This window comes from Streptomyces sp. NPDC048361, from assembly GCF_040651795.1.
In the GTDB taxonomy this organism is placed as follows: Bacteria; Actinomycetota; Actinomycetes; order Streptomycetales; family Streptomycetaceae; genus Streptomyces.
Map to the genome: position 1 here is coordinate 14,132 of NZ_JBEZKW010000077.1, position 15,611 is coordinate 29,742.

Annotated in this window: 18 protein-coding genes; 11 read left to right on the forward strand and 7 right to left on the reverse strand. The window is 72.2% G+C overall.

Translation table 11 applies throughout. From position 1 onward, the window contains the following. Positions 1–180: 180 nt before the first annotated feature. Entirely contained in the window at positions 181–1,494 is a 1,314-nt protein-coding gene (locus AB0D31_RS30575; protein ID WP_362729122.1) for an alpha/beta fold hydrolase, read from the reverse strand. A 221-nt stretch (positions 1,495–1,715) separates the two neighbouring features. Between AB0D31_RS30575 and thpR the strand changes: the two genes are divergently transcribed. Further along, positions 1,716–2,300, forward strand: coding sequence for an RNA 2',3'-cyclic phosphodiesterase (thpR, locus tag AB0D31_RS30580; RefSeq protein WP_362729124.1), 585 nt, complete (start codon positions 1,716–1,718; stop codon positions 2,298–2,300). A 127-nt stretch (positions 2,301–2,427) separates the two neighbouring features. On the opposite strand, the gene xylA is transcribed toward thpR, so the two are convergent. Beyond that, complete coding sequence (xylA, locus tag AB0D31_RS30585) at positions 2,428–3,597, reverse strand: xylose isomerase (RefSeq protein WP_362729126.1); 1,170 nt, start codon at positions 3,595–3,597, stop codon at positions 2,428–2,430. Positions 3,598–3,789: 192 nt separating this feature from the next. Between xylA and xylB the strand changes: the two genes are divergently transcribed. Together xylB and AB0D31_RS30595 are read left to right on the forward strand one after the other, a co-directional pair. Then, on the forward strand, positions 3,790–5,319 hold the full coding sequence (xylB, locus tag AB0D31_RS30590) for a xylulokinase (protein WP_362729128.1): 1,530 nt from the start codon (positions 3,790–3,792) through the stop codon (positions 5,317–5,319). Positions 5,320–5,675: 356 nt separating this feature from the next. Then, complete coding sequence (locus tag AB0D31_RS30595; protein ID WP_362729130.1) at positions 5,676–6,110, forward strand: STAS domain-containing protein; 435 nt, start codon at positions 5,676–5,678, stop codon at positions 6,108–6,110. A gap of 31 nt (positions 6,111–6,141) precedes the next feature. On the opposite strand, the gene AB0D31_RS30600 is transcribed toward AB0D31_RS30595, so the two are convergent. Beyond that, complete coding sequence (locus tag AB0D31_RS30600) at positions 6,142–7,272, reverse strand: M20 family metallopeptidase (RefSeq protein WP_362729132.1); 1,131 nt, start codon at positions 7,270–7,272, stop codon at positions 6,142–6,144. A gap of 150 nt (positions 7,273–7,422) precedes the next feature. Here AB0D31_RS30600 and AB0D31_RS30605 point away from each other — a divergent pair, with 150 nt between their 5' ends. Continuing rightward, a complete protein-coding gene (locus tag AB0D31_RS30605; RefSeq protein ID WP_362729134.1) occupies positions 7,423–7,800 on the forward strand; it encodes a hypothetical protein in 378 nt (125 codons plus the stop codon). Positions 7,801–7,924: 124 nt separating this feature from the next. Here AB0D31_RS30605 and AB0D31_RS30610 read toward each other — a convergent pair whose 3' ends face one another. Beyond that, a complete protein-coding gene (locus AB0D31_RS30610; RefSeq protein WP_362729135.1) occupies positions 7,925–8,953 on the reverse strand; it encodes an AI-2E family transporter in 1,029 nt (342 codons plus the stop codon). A 659-nt stretch (positions 8,954–9,612) separates the two neighbouring features. Here AB0D31_RS30610 and AB0D31_RS30615 point away from each other — a divergent pair. From AB0D31_RS30615 to AB0D31_RS30640, 6 genes are read left to right on the forward strand one after another with little or no spacing between them, the layout of a single operon-like run. Further along, positions 9,613–9,789, forward strand: a complete 177-nt coding sequence (locus AB0D31_RS30615) for a hypothetical protein (protein ID WP_362729137.1) — start codon at positions 9,613–9,615, stop codon at positions 9,787–9,789. Then, positions 9,786–10,244, forward strand: a complete 459-nt coding sequence (locus AB0D31_RS30620; RefSeq protein WP_362729138.1) for an MrpF/PhaF family protein — start codon at positions 9,786–9,788, stop codon at positions 10,242–10,244. Before AB0D31_RS30615 ends, AB0D31_RS30620 begins: the two co-directional genes overlap by 4 nt. Beyond that, positions 10,241–10,501: a hydrogenase subunit MbhD domain-containing protein gene (locus tag AB0D31_RS30625; protein ID WP_362729140.1), complete on the forward strand. Its 261-nt coding sequence runs from the start codon at positions 10,241–10,243 to the stop codon at positions 10,499–10,501. The genes AB0D31_RS30620 and AB0D31_RS30625 overlap by 4 nt, the downstream gene beginning before the upstream one ends. Continuing rightward, positions 10,498–11,328, forward strand: coding sequence for a hydrogen gas-evolving membrane-bound hydrogenase subunit E (gene mbhE, locus AB0D31_RS30630; protein WP_362729142.1), 831 nt, complete (start codon positions 10,498–10,500; stop codon positions 11,326–11,328). Before AB0D31_RS30625 ends, mbhE begins: the two co-directional genes overlap by 4 nt. A gap of 22 nt (positions 11,329–11,350) precedes the next feature. Beyond that, the gene (locus tag AB0D31_RS30635; protein WP_362729144.1) at positions 11,351–11,698 is read left to right on the forward strand and encodes a sodium:proton antiporter; all 348 of its coding nucleotides are present in this window, start codon (positions 11,351–11,353) and stop codon (positions 11,696–11,698) included. Beyond that, positions 11,695–13,443 carry a complex I subunit 5 family protein gene (locus AB0D31_RS30640; RefSeq protein ID WP_362729146.1) on the forward strand — a complete coding sequence of 583 codons (1,749 nt, stop codon included), beginning with the start codon at positions 11,695–11,697 and terminating at the stop codon, positions 13,441–13,443. The genes AB0D31_RS30635 and AB0D31_RS30640 overlap by 4 nt, the downstream gene beginning before the upstream one ends. 86 nt (positions 13,444–13,529) lie before the next feature. Here AB0D31_RS30640 and AB0D31_RS30645 read toward each other — a convergent pair whose 3' ends face one another. Next, a complete protein-coding gene (locus tag AB0D31_RS30645) occupies positions 13,530–13,712 on the reverse strand; it encodes a DUF6381 family protein (RefSeq protein WP_362729147.1) in 183 nt (60 codons plus the stop codon). Positions 13,713–14,036: 324 nt separating this feature from the next. Between AB0D31_RS30645 and AB0D31_RS30650 the strand changes: the two genes are divergently transcribed. Beyond that, complete coding sequence (locus tag AB0D31_RS30650) at positions 14,037–14,270, forward strand: DUF6479 family protein (protein WP_362729149.1); 234 nt, start codon at positions 14,037–14,039, stop codon at positions 14,268–14,270. 63 nt (positions 14,271–14,333) lie between these two features. Here the strand turns inward: AB0D31_RS30650 and AB0D31_RS30655 are convergent, their stop codons facing one another. Beyond that, entirely contained in the window at positions 14,334–15,206 is an 873-nt protein-coding gene (locus AB0D31_RS30655) for a class II glutamine amidotransferase (protein ID WP_362729151.1), read from the reverse strand. Positions 15,207–15,441: 235 nt separating this feature from the next. Next, positions 15,442–15,611 (reverse strand): VOC family protein (locus AB0D31_RS30660; RefSeq protein ID WP_362729153.1); only part of this gene is annotated, 170 nt, incomplete at its 5' end.

Sequence of the window (15,611 nt, forward strand, 5' to 3'; positions counted from 1 at the left end):
GGCTCCCCGGCGTCTACGCGCCGACCCACGCCAGTTCCACGGGCGCATTCTCAGGCCGGCCCGGCCGCCACTGGGCCGGCCTCTCGTCGAAGTCCTGGCGCCAGGGCACCACTGACAACGGCCCGAACGCCCGCGCCCCGGGCCGCCGCCGCGCGAAGGCCCGGGGCGCGCGCCCGCGCGCTAAACCCGGCCGCGGGCCATGCCGATCAGGCGGTCGAGCACCCGCCCGCCGCTGACCCGCAGGCCGTCGTGCTCCCACTCGTTGGTCACCCAGGCCCGCAGGCCGCCCACGGCGTCGGCGGTGGCGAGCGAGTCGGCGGTGTCGACGTACATGTCGTCGTGGTAGACGGCCGCGAACACCGGGACCTGGTTGGCCGCGAGGGCGTCGGGGGCGTACAGGTCGGGCCAGTCCGTGCGCCGGGCCAGGAGGTCCGCCGTCTCGCGCAGCGGGCGCAGCGCCGGGTCGGTGTCGAACATCCAGGGATAGATCATCTCGCCGGTGAACCGTACGGGCACGCCGTCCGCCAGGGCTTTGGCCGCGTCGAATTCGGGGAACTCGGGGCGTACCCGCTCGGCGGCCCAGCCGGTCGGCCCTGGGTCCACCGACCGCTGCCCGTAGATGGATTCGTGCAGCACGGCGTAGAGCGGACCCTCGGCGAACGACAGTTTCGACTGGGCGCCGGCCAGGAAGGTGTCGGAGAGTTCCGGCCCCGCGCTGCCCCGGACCCAGGCATCCTCCAGGAGATAGTGCAGGAGGTCGGAGCCATTGCCGGAGCCGAGGATCAGACCGAGCGCCTGGAAGGCCTCGACGGTGAGGGTGCCGCCGTCGGGCAGCTCGGCGGGCGCGGCGAGCAGGTGCTCCGCCACCCGTCGGGCCGCCTCGACGTCCTGCGGGTAGCGCGCGTAGTGCGCGGCGTTCTTGCGGGCGACCCGGGGGTAGGCGGCCCGGTACACGTCTGCCGCACTGCTGCGCAGGCCCGCGAGGCCGCCGGTGACCAGCGCCTCGCGCAGCCCCTCGGGGGCGAACGAGAGGTAGGTGAGCGTGCAGAAGCCGCCGAAGCTCTGCCCGAGCAACGTCCACCGACCCTGGTCGCCGAGGAGCCGGCGCCGGATCAGCTCGGCGTCGCGGACGATCGAGTCGGCGCGGAAGTGGGAGAGGTAGTCGGCCTGTTGGGCCGCGCTGCCGCGCAGGGGAAGCGTCTGTCGGTTGGCCGGGGTGGAGCGTCCGGTGCCACGCTGGTCGAGGAGGAGCACCCGGTACTCCTCCACCGCGCGGTCGAGCCAGCCGTCCCGGCCCACAGGCCTGCCCGCCCGTCCCCCGGGGCCACCCTGAAGGTAGAGCAGCCAGGGGAGTTCCGCGTTCTCCTTCCCGGCCGCGATCACCTCACGGGCGTACACCTCGATCTGCTCGCCCCCCGGCACGTCGTGGTCCAGCGGCACCTGGAAGAGATGGTCGGCCAGGACGACACCCGGCTGTCGGATCACGGCGGACATGAAGCTCCCCTGTCTAGGTGTCTACGGTCTGCGCTTACTGCTTCTGCTTACTGCTTGCGGTCGTGTCTACGGGCGGCGGCCGCGGTCTGTGCTCGTGGGGCGGCCATGAACCCCGGTGCAGCGGCGATGGCCCGGCCCTGCCCGGTACGGGCAGCCCCCTGCGTACCGTAAGGGAGGGGGCCTGCGGTGGTTTCGGCGGCCCGTGGTGTACGAAGTGCTACGTGACCGAAGAGAATCAGCCGCCGACCGTCCGCGTCTTCATAGCGCTCGCCCCGCCCGACGACGCGAAGGACGAGCTCGCGCAGGCGCTGGGGCCGGCGCACGAGGCCTACCCGCGGCTGCGCTGGAACCGCATCGAGGACTGGCACATCACCCTGGCGTTTCTCGGCGAACTCCCGGCCACGACCGCCCCGCTCCTGCGCCCGCCGCTCGCCGCCCTCGCGCGGACGCGCCAACCGCTGCGGCTGTCCCTTGGGCGCGGAGGCCACTTCGACCAGCGGGTGCTGTGGAGCGGGATCGAGGGCGAGGTCGAGGAGCTGCACCGGCTCACCGCGGACGTACGCGGCGTGGTCAGGGGGTGCGGTGTCGACTTCGAGGACCGTCTTTTCCGGCCTCATCTGACGCTCGCCCGCGCCCGCCGCGACGACGTGTCGAGCGTGCCGGAGGTCGCCGAAGGGCTCGCCGGGTTCACCGGCCGGCCGTGGCCCGCCGCACGGCTGCATCTGGTCGCGAGCAACGTCGGCCGGGGCCCGGGGCCGATCCGCTACCGGGATATCGCGGCGTGGGACTTCACCGGCGGGCGCTGAACCCGGCCCGCGCCCCAGCCGCGTCCCGTCCCCGGGCCCAGCCCCGCCCCCGGCCTCGACCCCAGCTCCGCGCCCCGCGCGTCGGCATCCCCTCCCAACGGCCCTAGCAGCAGCCGGAGTTCAGCGCTCAGCGCGCGCCGAGCAGATGGTCCATGGCGAGCTGGTCGAGGTGCTCGAAGGCCATGCCCCGCTCCCCCGCCGCCTCGACGTCGAACTCCTCGAACGCCGTACGGTCGCCGAGCAGCCCCGCGAGGCCGTCCTCGGCGGTGGGCCGCGCGAGATCGTCGAGGCGAGCTGCGCGCAGCGCCTCACGGACTTCGGGATCGGCACGGAACGCCGCCGAACGCTCCTTCAGAATCAGGTAGTTGCGCATGTTGCCGGCCGCGGACGCCCAGACACCCTCCATGTCCTCGGTGCGCGGCGGCTTGAAGTCGAAGTGCCGGGGGCCGGTGTAGTCGGAGGATTCCAGGAGGTCCACCAGCCAGAAGGCGTCGCGCAGATTGCCCGATCCGAAGCGCAGGTCCTGGTCGTACTTGATGCCGGACTGGCCGTTGAGGTCGATGTGGAAGAGCTTGCCCGCCCACAGGGCCTGGGCGATCCCGTGGGTGAAGTTGAGGCCGGCCATCTGCTCGTGCCCGGTCTCGGGGTTGACGCCGACCAGCTCGGGGCGCTCCAGGCGCTCGATGAAGGCGAGGGCGTGGCCGATGGTGGGCAGCAGGATGTCGCCGCGCGGCTCGTTGGGCTTGGGCTCCACGGCGAAGCGCAGGTCGTAGCCTTGCTCGGTGACGTACTGGCCCAGCAGGTCGAACGCCTCCTTCATCCGGTCGAGGGCGACGCGTACGTCTTTGGCGGCGCCGGATTCGGCGCCTTCGCGGCCGCCCCAGGCCACATAGGTGTGGGCGCCCAGCTCCACGGCCAGGTCGATGTTGCGCAGCGTCTTGCGCAGCGCGTACCGGCGGATGTCGCGGTCGTTGGCGGTGAACGCCCCGTCCTTGAAGACCGGGTGGGTGAACAGGTTCGTGGTGGCCATCGGCACGGCCATGCCGGTGGCGTCGAGCACCCGCCGGAAGCGTTTGACGTGCGCCGCGCGTTCGGCGTCCGGGGCGCCGAAGGGGATCAGGTCGTCGTCGTGGAAGGTCACGCCGTACGCGCCCAGGTCGGCCAGGCGGCGTACGGATGCGACGGGGTCGAGGGCGGGGCGGGTCGCGTCACCGAACGGGTCGCGTCCCTGCCAGCCCACGGTCCACAGCCCGAAGGTGAACTTGTCGTCGGGGATCGGGGTGAAGCGTTGCGTCATGCTCGTCGCCGCCTTCGCACGGGCCTGTCCGACGACCGTCGGAGCTATTTGTTTTCTGGCTTACCAAAATGGGCCTCACCACATATTGCACGATCCTGGCGGGTTCCGTAACCGTGCCGGGTCGCCTAGGTTGGTCGAGCCCTTTTTGTCGCCCACGATTGCAAATGGCAAGCCGCAGGAGAGGTGCCCCGGATGCCGCACGACCCGGTCGTCATCGGCGTGGACAGTTCCACCCAGTCCACGAAGGCGCTGTTCGCCGACGCCGCCACCGGCAGGACGCTCTCCGTCGGACGCGCCCCGCACCGCGTCACCGGCTCCGGCGGCGCCCGCGAGAGCGATCCCGAGGAGTGGTGGCAGGCACTGCGCGAGGCAGTCGCCGCGGGGCTCAAGGAGTGCGGCGTGCCGCCGTCCGAGGTGCGTGGCATCGCGGTCGCCGGGCAGCAGCACGGCCTCGTGGTCCTGGACCGGGACCGCAGGCCGCTGCGCCCGGCCCTGCTCTGGAACGACACCCGCTCCGCCCCACAGGCCGCGGCCCTCGCCGGGCGACTCGGCGGCCCGCGCGTCTGGACCGAGCGCACCGGCTCCGTGCCCGTCGCCGCGGTGACCGCCGCCAAATGGGAGTGGCTGCGCGAGAACGAGCCCGCGACGGCCGAGCGCTGCGCGGCCGTCCGGCTCCCGCACGACTTCCTCACCGAGCGGCTCACCGGTGTCGCCGTGACCGACCCGGGTGACGCATCGGGTACCGGCTGGTACTCCGCCGCCACCGGAACGTACGATCGCGAGATCCTCCAACTTCTCGGCCTGGCACCGGAGTTGCTTCCCGCCGTGGCGGCGACCGGCGCCACCCGCGTCGGAACGCTCACCGCGGCCGCCGCCGACGCACTCGGGCTGCCGCCCGGTGTCGTGGTGGCGGCCGGTACCGGTGACAACATGAGTGCCGCCGTGGGGCTCGGGCTCGGCGGCGCCGGACTCCTGGACCACCCCGTCCTCAGCCTCGGCACCTCGGGCACGGTCTTCGCCGCGACCCGCAACCGCCCCGCCGACCCCGCGCTGAGCGGCTTCGCCGCCGCCGACGGCACCTATCTGCCCCTGGCCTGCACCCTCAACTGCACGCTCGCCGTCGACCGGATCGCCGAGCTGCTCGGCCTCGGACGCGACGACGCGGCGCCCGGCGGCGAGGCGGTCCTGCTGCCCTACCTCGACGGCGAACGCACTCCGGACCTCCCGGCCGCCTCGGGACTCCTCACCGGCCTGCGGCATGGCACCACGCGGCAGCAGCTCCTCGGCGCTGCCTACGAAGGCGCCGTCGTCACCGTCCTGCGTGCCCTGGACGAAGTGCTGCGCGCCTGCGGTCTCGACCCCGCCGCCCCGCAGACCGCGTCCCGGCCGCTGCGCCTCATCGGCGGCGGAGCGCGGGGGCGCACCTGGGTCGAGACGGTGCGGCGTCTGTCCGGGCGCCCCCTGGTCGTCCCGGCCGTCACGGAACTGGTGGCGGTCGGCGCGGCCGCGCTCGCCGCGGCCGCCGTCTCCGACACCGATCCCGTCTCCGTCGCATGCGCGTGGGGAGCCGGAGAGGGGAGGGAACTACCGCCCGTGGAAAGGGACTTGGCGTCCTGGGAGCGCGTCGTATCGGTGCTCGACAGCGCCACGACGACGCTGCTCGACGGCGCCGGGGCGGCGATGCCCGACAGCGCCGGGGTGACGTTGCCCGGCAGCCCGTAGCCGTGCCACGTGAGCCACACCGGCGGCCGCGACCGCAGAGCCCCTTTCGCGGCCGGACGGCGACGGGAACCCACGAGGACCATCACGGCGAGGCGATCCGGCCAGCGGCGGAGGGTGACAGTGCCCTCGTCATCGCCGCCTTCCCCACGGACCCACCGCTCCCACCTTGTCCGAAACTCGTATCACTACAGAACGTCACAGACGTGAGATCCTCAGATCATCGGGGCATGAGGACTACCAGGGGGTTTCCCATACGCTCCCGCTTCGCGCCCCCGCGAGAGGGTCACGGAGAGTGAAATTCCTTCGGATGCTGACGCCGTTCAAGCACCGGGGCTCAAGAGACAGGCAGGCACGACGTGGGCGCAGACGAACTCGCCTTCTGGCTGCGGGCGCGCACCGTGGGCGGCACCATCATCATCGAACTGCACGGCGAACTGGACATGCTGGCCCATGCCGAGCTCGGCCCGCGCATCCACGCCCTGGTAAGCCGGGGCGTCGCCGACGTGATCCTGGATCTGCGGGCGGTGACCTTCCTCGACGCCGGCGGTATCCGCCTGCTCCTCTCGGTACGCGACCATGTGGAGCGGCGGGGCGGTGCGCTCCGGCTGATACGCGGCACTCCCCGCATCTCACACGTGCTGAGGATCGTCCGCCTCGACGGATTTTTCACCGTGCTCGACGCGCTTCCGCGTACGTTTCCTGAGGGAACCGAGGGAACCGAGGGATCTGAAGGCGCCCAGGGAGCTGAAGGCGGCGCCGATAGCGACAGCCCCCTCAGACCCTCCGTCTAGCAACCGGGCCGGCCGGGTGTCGTCGCCGTGGTCACCGATCCCGTCCCGAGTTCTGCAGGGCGCCCGAGCTCTGCAGGGACCGCACGAGTCCTGCCACCAGGTTGGCCCGTCCGGCCATGGTGTCCATCACCACGTATTCGTGGTCGGCATGGGCGCCGCCCCCGACCGCCCCGAGCCCGTCGAGGGTGGGCACTCCCAGGGCCGCCGTGAAGTTGCCGTCGCTCCCGCCCCCGACCGCCTTGCCTTCGAGGCCGGGGACCAGCCGCTCGGCCAGCGCGAAGAGCGCGGCGGAGGCGGACTCGGGCATCGGAGGACGCCCCACCGCTCCCTCGACCGTGATCTTCGCCCCGTCGAGGTGCGGGGTCAGCGCGGCGAAGGCGGCCTCGATCCGCTCCTTCTCCCCGGCCGACTCGACCCGTACGTCCACGACGACGGTGGCCCCGGCCGGTACGACGTTGTCCAGGGTGCCCGCGGACGCGACGGTGGGGGTGACGGTCGTGCCGAGCTCGGGCCGGCCGAGCGCCGCGATGTCCAGTACCTGGTGGGCCGCCTCGACCAGCGCGTTCACCCCGGCCGCGGGTTCCAGGCCGGCGTGCGAGGCCCGTCCCTCGACGAAGACCTGGAACGTGCCGCATCCCTTGCGCCCGGTCTTGACCCCTCCCCCGTCGGCCGCGCCCTCGCACACGAGGACCGCGCCGCAGGCGAGGGCCCGTTCCTCGATGAGCGCGCGCGAGGAACGGGAGCCGACCTCCTCGTCGGCGGTCACCAGGATCTCGACGCCGGAGCGGTCGTCGAGGGCCGCCACCCCGTGGACTGCCTGCACCAGACCACCCAGCATGTCGAAGACGCCCGGTCCAGTCACCCGCCCGTCAGCGACCTCGAACGGGCGGCGCTCCAGGGTGCCGAGCGGAAAGACCGTGTCGTGGTGGCCGAGGATCAGCACCCTGGGCTCGCCACCGCCCGACCAGTGGACGTGTGGCCCGGCCTCGCTCTCCACCAGCACCGCACGGCCGCCGAGGCGGTTCTCGATGATCGCCGCGACGGCCTTGGCCGATGCCGCCAAGGCGTTGAGATCACGGGATGGGGACTCGACCTCGACCAGCGTCCTGAGGTCCTCGATCATCGTGTCCACCGTCACCGGGACCGCCTCGTGCATCGTCATGCGGCCAGGTTAGTGAATGCTCCCGCGGCCACTCCGGCCAGGTCGGCGCCCGCAGTGCTGCGAAACGGACATGTCGATACGGTCAAGGAGGGGGTACTCGCTCAGGGAGGCCCCGAGAGCGGCGACATACGGCAAGCAGAGGTGAGCGAAGTGACCGCACCCGAGAGCGGGACCACCCCGGAGGACCGGTCGGGGCGAGAGATCGGCAGCACGATGATCGGCGTGCGGCACCGCACCGACGTGGACCTGGCACTCAAGTACCTGAACGCACGCTCCGAGACGCCCGCACAGTTCGCCCTCGGGGTGGCGGCCGCCTACAACTGGGCCACCGGCCGAGCGCCCCGCGCCCCGGTCACGGGTTCCGCAGCCCGACACCGCGTGCCCGACCTGCGCCTGCTGACCGCCGAGGTGGACGCCGCCGTGGTCCAGCTCGAAGACCCCACCGCGCAGCGGGGCGCCCGGGACTTCACCCGGGGCGTGCACGACGGGCTTGCCTGGGTGTGCGGCTACAGCGACCAGCGGATCTGAGCGTCCCGCTGGGCGGCCCCGCCGCCGCGCCGCACGGCACACCGCGCCGCGCCGCGCACCGCTCCGGCGGGGCCCGGCGCGGAGGCTGAGGACGCGTCCGTACGGGAGCAACCGGCGCGGAGGCTCAGGACGCGTCCGTACGGGAGAAGACGTGCTCGTCCAGGATCAGCCCGATCGCGACAGCGACCGGGATGGCGACCAGGGCTCCGACGATGCCCAGGAGCGCGCCGCCGAGCAGCACGCCCACGACGGTCACCAGCGGATGGACGTCCACGGCGAACCGCATCACACGGGGCACGATCAGATAGTCCTCGGCGACCCGGAACGCGACATAGAACCCGGCGGTCGCGAGGGCCACGGGCAGCGAGACCGACAGTGCCACGAGGCTGACGACGAAGCCGCCGATGGTGGTGCCCACGATGGGGATGAGGTCCATGAGAGCGATGAAGACACCGAGCGCCGCGGGATAGGGCACGCCGAGGGCCACGCACCACAGGAACGAGGCGAGACCCGCGATCACCGAGGTGACGACGTTGCCGAGCATGTATCGGCCGACTCGGTTCAGGATCTCGTCGGTCACCTCCTGGGCGTGCGGGCGTTTGCTCGCCGCGACGAAGCGCAGGCAGAACCGTTTCAGGGACGGCAGGAACGCCATCACATACACCGTCACGACGATGACGACGATCGCCGAGGTCACCGCGCCCACCACGACCCGGCCCGCGCCGAGCAGGCCGCCGGCGAGCCCGGCCGCACCGCCGGACGAGAACTGCTGCTTGACCTTGTCGAGGATGTGGTAGCGGTCCTCGAGTCTGCCGAGCGTCGAGTTGTGGTCGTGCAGTTCGCGCAGCCAGCCGGGCACCGCCTTGATCAAGGCGTTGATCTCGTCGCTCACCGGCGGGACGACCAGCGCGAGGAACCCCGCGAACAGCCCGAGCAGGGCGATCAGGACCACCAGCACGGCCAGTACACGGCGTACCCGGTGCCGGGTGAGCCAGGCGACGACCGGTTCGAGTGCGAGCGCGATGAACACCGCGAGCAGCAGCAGGGTCAGGAGGCTGCCCACCTCCAGGACGGTCTGAACGGTCAGCCACGCCAGGGTCGCCCCGAGGCCGAGCCCGAACCCCACGGCGATCCAGGATCTGCCGCCGACCACGACTCTTCGGCCCCCACGCCCGCTCCGGCCGTTCGCCGGGCTCACGGAGGACCGCTCGACGGGCTCGGGGCCCTCGCCCTCAGGCTGGGCCGCGGTCATCACGGTCCATAGGTCCGCCCCGGTCCTTCGGTCCGCCAGGCCTGCCCGGCCTGCCCGGCGCGGGTGAGGCGAAGGCGTGCGATGCGTGCATCTGCCAGTACCTCTCTTCGAGGACCTCTCTTGGAGGCCACCGGAGCCGGGCCCTTTCAGCTCCGACCCTAGCCAGGTATCGCTTCACCGGCCTCGCACGCGGGCCGGGATCCCGCCATCCGGCTGAGGAGCGGCCGGGCAGGGGGGCGAGGGCGGGCGCGTCGCGCGTCCCCGCGCCGACCCGATGGCTCTCTTCCACCCTGTCGGGTGATTGACATGTGATCTTCCGGGTACAGGTCGAGCTCGGAAGGGCCGCTCCCGCCGCTCCCCGCAAGGGTGTTGCTCCCTGGCTCCGGCACAGCGCGCCATCGCCGGAGCGCCATCGCCGGAGCGCCGTCGTCGGAGCGCCGGCCGGCGGTGCTTTCATAAACGGGCCATGAACGGGCCGCTAGTACGCCGTAAGCGGGCTCGGGAGGGTCGGGAACGGGCCGAACAGCTGATGACGGGTCGGGTGTCGAGGTGATGCAGGGATGGGACGAGCAGCGGCCGTAACCGCGGAAGTGCTCGCATGGTGGTTGCTTCTGACGGGCGGATGGCTCGTCCTCATCAGCACGGTGGACGCCCTGGAATGTCTGGTGGGGGCGGCGGCCGCACTGCTGGCGGCGGTCGCCGCAGCGGCGGCGCGCCGGGCGACGAGCGGCTGGTGAACGGCTGGCTCGTGGCCGCGACCGCCGTGCTGGCCGCCGGGCTCGGGCCCGTGGTGTGGGGCGTGTCGACCGGCCCCTTCGACCGCCGCGTCGTGGCGCAGAACTTCGGCACCTCGGTGGTGTGTCTGGTCATGCTGCTGCTCGCCCAGGCCTACTCCCGGCCGGCCTATGACGATCTCGCGCTGGTGCTCGCCGTGCTCGGCCCGGCGGGCACGCTGGTGTACGCCCGGCTGCTCGCTGAGGATCTCGAAGGCGACCCGCCGCACGCCAACGCGCTGACGGTGCTGGCCGCTTTGGCCACCGTCGGGGTCGTGGTGGCGGCGTGCGTGGCCACCGACCCCGGGCGCGCGACCGTGAAGCTCGTATTGATCGGGGTGCTGCTCGTCGCCGGGAACGTGATCGCCTCCCGGGCGCTTTCGGGCGGCTTCCCCTCGGACGAGGGCGCGGCGAAATGACCGACGCGCTGATCCTCGTCTCGCTTCTGCTGGTCGCCGCCTCGGCGACGGCCGCCGTGCTGGTGCGCGACCCCGCCCGTCAGGCGCTGGTGCTCGCGGTGCTCGGACTCACGCTCGCCGTTCTGTTCCTGGTGCTTCAGGCCCCCGATGTGGGGCTGTCGCAACTGGCGGTGGGTTCGGCCCTCACCCCGCTGCTCATCCTGCTGTCCGTCCGCAAAGTACGGCGCCGTGGACAGCGTAAGGACGGTGACACGTGAGTCGCCGGATGCGGATGTGGGTACTCGCGACGGGCGGGTTCGGCGTCGCCGCACTGTTCGCCGCCGCCTGTCTGCGGTTGCCGCGCTTCGGCGGTGCCGGCCACCCCTACGGAGAACGCGCCGTGGCCGCCGCCCTCTCGCGCAACACCGCCAACGTGATCTCCTCCGTCAACTTCGACCTGCGGGCCTTCGACACCCTGGGCGAGGAGAGCATCCTGTTCGCCGCGGTGCTCGGGACGGTGGTGCTACTGCGCCAGACCCGTGACGAACGCGAGGTCGAGCCCGCCCCCGCGAAGGTCGCGCCCGCCGTACGCCGCTACGCACTGATCATGCTGCCCGTCGCCCTCCTCACCGGTCTGTACGTCATCGCGCACGGTCAGCTCAGCCCCGGCGGCGGCTTCCAGGGCGGGGTGGTCGTGGCGACCGCATTGCATCTGCTCTACATCGGCGCGGACTACCACGCGCTGCAACGGATCCGGCCACTCGGGCTCTACGAGGTGGGCGACGCCGCGGGTGAGGCCACGTATCTCGTCGTCGGCGTCGCCGTGATGCTCCAGGGCTCGGCGTTCCTCGCCAACACCCTCCTCCCTTATGGCACGTTCAACACGCTGGCGTCGGGCGGCACGGTGCCGCTGCTCAACGCGGCGGTCGGCATGGAGGTCGCCTGTGCCGTGGTGGTGCTGCTCGCCCACTTCCTCGACCAGGCCGTCGAGATCGAGGACGACGGCGCAGCCAAGAACAAGGACAAGGACAAGGACAAGGGCAGGGGCACGAACGGGAACGGGAACGGGAACGGGAACGGGAACAAGGACAGGGATGGATCATGAACGGGGGTGTGGGACCACAGTGATGTCGGTAGTGCCGTATCTCGTCGCCGGATGGATCTTCCTGGTGGGCTGCTACGGCCTGGCCACCAGTCGTCATCTGGTGCACGCCGTGGGTTGCCTGACGGTCTGTCAGTCCTCCACGTATGTCCTGCTGCTGGCCGTGGGCTACCGGGACGGCGGCACGGCTCCCGTCTTCTCCGACATCAAGCCGGGCTCACGCCCGCTCGTCGACCCCGTCGTGCAGGCCCTGGCGCTCACCGACGTCGTGGTGGGCGCCACGGTCACCGCCCTGCTGCTCGCTCTGGTGATACAGGTCGCCAAACGACACGGCACGGTGAACCCCGACGAACTGTCCGAGCTGCGCGGATGAACCATCTCCTGCCCTTGGTCGTGGCTCTGCCGCTGCTCGGCGCCGCCACCCTCGTCGCCGCCGGCCGCGGGCTCCCCCGCGTCGCGGCCGAGCTGATCGGATGCTCCGTGGCGGCCGCCACGGCAGTCCTCGCGGTCGCTCTCATGCTGCACTCCTCCCCCACCGCCGTCGAGTGGGTCGGCGGCTGGCATCCCAAGGGCGGCGAGGGCGTGGGCATCGTCCTGGTCGGCGATGGACCCGGCACCGGGTTCGCCGCGCTCGTCTCCGTCCTGGTCGTCGCCGTCCTGGTCTACTCCTGGCGGTACTTCGACGAGCCTCCCCAGCGGCACGCCGGCTCGTTCCCGGCTCTCGTGCTGCTCTTCCAGGCCGGCATGTGCGGATTCGCGCTCACCGGCGACCTGTTCAACGCGTTCGTCTTCTTCGAGCTGATGAGCGTCGTGGCGTACGCCCTGACCGGCTACCGCGTCGAGGAGGCGAAGGCCGTCCAGGGCGCGCTCACCTTCGGGGTGCTCAACTCCCTCGGCGCGTACGCCACCCTGACCGGGATCGTGCTGCTCTACGCGCGCACCGGCGAACTGGGCATGCGCCAGATCGGGCAGCACCTCGACGCGCGGGGCGGGCCCGACGCGCTGGTTCTGGCCGCCTTCGCGCTCGTCCTGACGGGCCTGCTGGTCAAGGCCGCGGCGCTGCCGTTCCACTTCTGGCTGCCGGACGCCCACGCGGTGGCGCCCACACCGGTGTGCATGCTGCTGTCCGGAGTCATGGTCGAGCTCGGCCTGTACGGGACGTGGCGCGTCTACGCGACGGTGTTCGCGGGACCCGGCGGAGTGCCGGCGCCGGATGCCGAACGCGCCCTGGTGGTGCTCGGTGTCCTCACCGCCCTCGTGGGCTCCCTCATGTGCTGGCAGCAACGCCACATCAAACGGCTCCTCGCCTACTCGACCGTCGCGCACACCGGTCTCTTCCTCGTCGGCATCGGGCTCCTGAAGCCGGAGGCGACCGGCGGCGTGGCCCTCTACGTCCTCGGCCACGCGGGCGTCAAGGCGGCGCTCTTCGCCTGCGCCGGGATCCTGCTCGACCGCTACAGCAGCGTGGACGAGCACGAACTGCACGGCAGGGCGCGGGAGTTGCCGGTGGTGGCAGCCCTCTTCACCGTGGGCGCGCTCGCCCTCGCAGGCCTGCCGCCGTTCGGTACGGGGCTCGGCAAATCCCTCACCGAGGAGTCGGCGGGCGGCGCCTTCACGGTTCTGTTCGTCGCCGTCTCCGCGGTCACGGCCGGCGCCACGCTGCGGGTCGCGGCCCGTGTCTTCCTCGGGCTCGGCCCGCGGCCGCTGGGCGACCCCGGGTACGAGACGAGCGGCGACGACGAGGAGCCGGAGACGGAGGGCCGGATCGGCCGGGTGCCGGTGACGATGACCGCTGTGCCGGCCGCGCTGCTCGCCGGAGCGCTCGCCGTGGGCCTCGTCCCGGGTGTCGCCGCGGCGGTGGGCCGGGCCTTCGACGCCTCGGCGCCGCACGCGCCGCACTGGGCCCTGCCCGGCGTGCTCCTCGGCCTCGCCTCGACCGCGCTCGCCGTGGGCCTCGCGGGCATCGCGGTGCGCGGCCCGGCGCGACGGGAACCGTCCACCTGGGCGGAGCCCCTGCGGCGGCTGCACTCCGGTCACATCGGCGACTACGTCGCCTGGTTGCTGGTGGGCACGGCCCTGCTCGGAGGGCTCGCCCTGCCGGGCAACCTCACCGGCTGAGCGCGGGCCCCCGTACGCACGACGGCCCCTCGTTCGCTCTGGGGGCGCGAGGGACCGTCGTGACGCGGGTGACGCGAGGCGCACGGCTACATGGGGTCGATGCCGCGGCCTTCGGACGCCATCCGGCTCTGCTCCTGAAGGTGACGGGCCTTCTCCTTCAGCCGCCGGCTCTCCTCGGGGTCTGCGGCACGCTCCGCGGCCTGCTGCAACTCCTCGGCCTTCTGACGCATCTGCCGGGCACGGGCGGCGAACTCGTCTGCGACGCTCATGATCACTCCTGGAACGTGGTGGGGGGTACAGCTGACCCCAGCCAAACAGCGTCCTGCCACGCCCGCATCCGGAACGGTCACCCACAGTCATAACTCGGGGTAGAGGAGGGCCGCGTCGGAGCAACGGCGGCGCACAGGAGCGCGAGCGCGGGAGCCCGGCGAGAGCGGACGCTCTTGGCCTGGCGCCCCATCCCGGCCGGACGCCCCTGTCAGGCCGGACGCCCGCTCCAGGCCGGACGCCTGCTCCACGCCAGATGCCTCCTCGACAAAGTCTCCCGGCGCCTCCATGTCATCACCCGCGCACCGCCGGGTAAACGCTCCCCCATGAACACCTTTGCTTCTTCGCAGATCGTGGCCGCCGGTTCGACCGCCTTTCTGTTCACCGGCGTGGGCATCGTCATCGTCGCCGTACTCCTCGGCACGTTCTGGTTCGGCAGCCGTCGGGCCGCCCGTAAGCCGACGCCGCCGCGGGAGCCGCAGCCGCGCTCGGACTCCTGGCAGACCCCGGACGCCAGCCAGACGTCGTCGAAGCGGTCCGACCCGGAGACCGGCGCGTAGCGGCTTGCAGCTGTGGGTTGTTGGCGCCGGGAAGCGGCCGGGGCGCGAGCGCGCTGCTCTCGCTCAGCCGCTGGCCGCCTGCGAATGGGCGGCCCGCTCGGACAGATCGCTCAGGGCGAGCGGCCGTGCCGGTGGGTCCGGCACGGCGAGCCGCTGCTCGGCCCGGCCGTCCGGCGTCACACGCAGCAGCATGCCGGGCTCCATCAGGCGCCAGTCGGGGTGCTCGTCCATGGGCTCGCTTGCCACGACGCACGCCGGGGCGTCGGCGAGGTCCCCGGAGTGCACGCGCATCCGGCCGGCGGTGCCGCTGTGGTCGAGGTGCCTGTCTCCGTGCGGGCCGCCCGCCTCGCGTTCCAGTACGTACAGCTCGTGCGTGGCGGGGTAGCGCAGGGCCCACAGTTCGTCCGCGGTGATGAGGACGAAGTTGAGGGAGTAGACGGGCAGATGGGCGGCGATCCAACGGGTGGCGCGCTCGACGCCCAGGCCGATGTCGCCGCCGGCGTCCCGGATCTCACGGGTGATCAGGGCGAAGAACCGTTCCGAGTCCGTGCCGCCGCGCACCAGCCCCATGTCCGTCCCCAGCCGGGCCTCCAGCGCCGGCAGGTCTTCGACGACCCCGTTGTGGGCGAAGAGCCGGCCGTCCTGTTGGAAGGGGTGGGTGTTGGCGTCGGTGAGGCTGCCCGTCGAGGCGAGTCGGATGTGGGCGAGGAAGGTCGCCGAGCTGATCTGCCGCGCCTCGCGGGCGAAGTCACGGTCCTCGTAGGCGGCATCGGGCGCCTTGCGGACCTGGGGCGCGCCAGCGGCGTCGAAGTAACCCAGCCCCGTCCCGTCCGGGTCCCGGTGGCTCTGCGCGGCGAGGCTGTCGGGGGCGTCGAGCAGCCAGAAGGTGGCCCGGCTGCGTCGCGGGGCACTGCTCAGTCCGAACAGACGGCACATCGACGCCACCTCCACACTCGCAGGGACCAGGACCCGAATCCGCCCGGGCATCGTGCCCCGCCGGGCCGGTGAGCGCAACGCACGCGCGAGGGCGGCGCGCTCGCGTGCGGGACCGCGCACCGTACGGGACAGGGCAGCCGGTCGCGTACGGGACAGGGCGGGCCGGTCCCGTACGGCACGGATCCCGGCGGGAGTTCAGGGATCCAGGGGCTCAGGGGCTCAGGGGCTCAGGCGTTCAGCTGGGGGTGTTGAGGGTGAAGGTGGCTCCGTCGGGGTCGCTGACACGGACCCAGGGGCCGGTGGGTGAGGTGCCGTCGGCCAGGACGGTGGCGCCGTGGTCGCGGGCGGTGTCGGCGACGGTGACGGGGTCCTTGACGGTGAAATGGGTGTGCCAGTGCGGGCGCA

Bases quoted from the DNA above. Each gene is read 5' to 3' on its own strand.
- AB0D31_RS30575 (WP_362729122.1), bottom strand. From the start codon at position 1,494: ATGTCCGCCGTGATCCGACAGCCGGGTGTCGTCCTGGCCGACCATCTC.
- xylA (WP_362729126.1), bottom strand. From the start codon at position 3,597: ATGACGCAACGCTTCACCCCGATCCCCGACGACAAGTTCACCTTCGGG.
- xylB (WP_362729128.1), top strand. From the start codon at position 3,790: ATGCCGCACGACCCGGTCGTCATCGGCGTGGACAGTTCCACCCAGTCC.
- AB0D31_RS30600 (WP_362729132.1), bottom strand. From the start codon at position 7,272: ATGACGATGCACGAGGCGGTCCCGGTGACGGTGGACACGATGATCGAG.
- AB0D31_RS30615 (WP_362729137.1), top strand. From the start codon at position 9,613: ATGGGACGAGCAGCGGCCGTAACCGCGGAAGTGCTCGCATGGTGGTTG.
- AB0D31_RS30625 (WP_362729140.1), top strand. From the start codon at position 10,241: ATGACCGACGCGCTGATCCTCGTCTCGCTTCTGCTGGTCGCCGCCTCG.
- AB0D31_RS30635 (WP_362729144.1), top strand. From the start codon at position 11,351: ATGTCGGTAGTGCCGTATCTCGTCGCCGGATGGATCTTCCTGGTGGGC.
- AB0D31_RS30640 (WP_362729146.1), top strand. From the start codon at position 11,695: ATGAACCATCTCCTGCCCTTGGTCGTGGCTCTGCCGCTGCTCGGCGCC.
- AB0D31_RS30645 (WP_362729147.1), bottom strand. From the start codon at position 13,712: ATGAGCGTCGCAGACGAGTTCGCCGCCCGTGCCCGGCAGATGCGTCAG.
- AB0D31_RS30650 (WP_362729149.1), top strand. From the start codon at position 14,037: ATGAACACCTTTGCTTCTTCGCAGATCGTGGCCGCCGGTTCGACCGCC.
- AB0D31_RS30655 (WP_362729151.1), bottom strand. From the start codon at position 15,206: ATGTGCCGTCTGTTCGGACTGAGCAGTGCCCCGCGACGCAGCCGGGCC.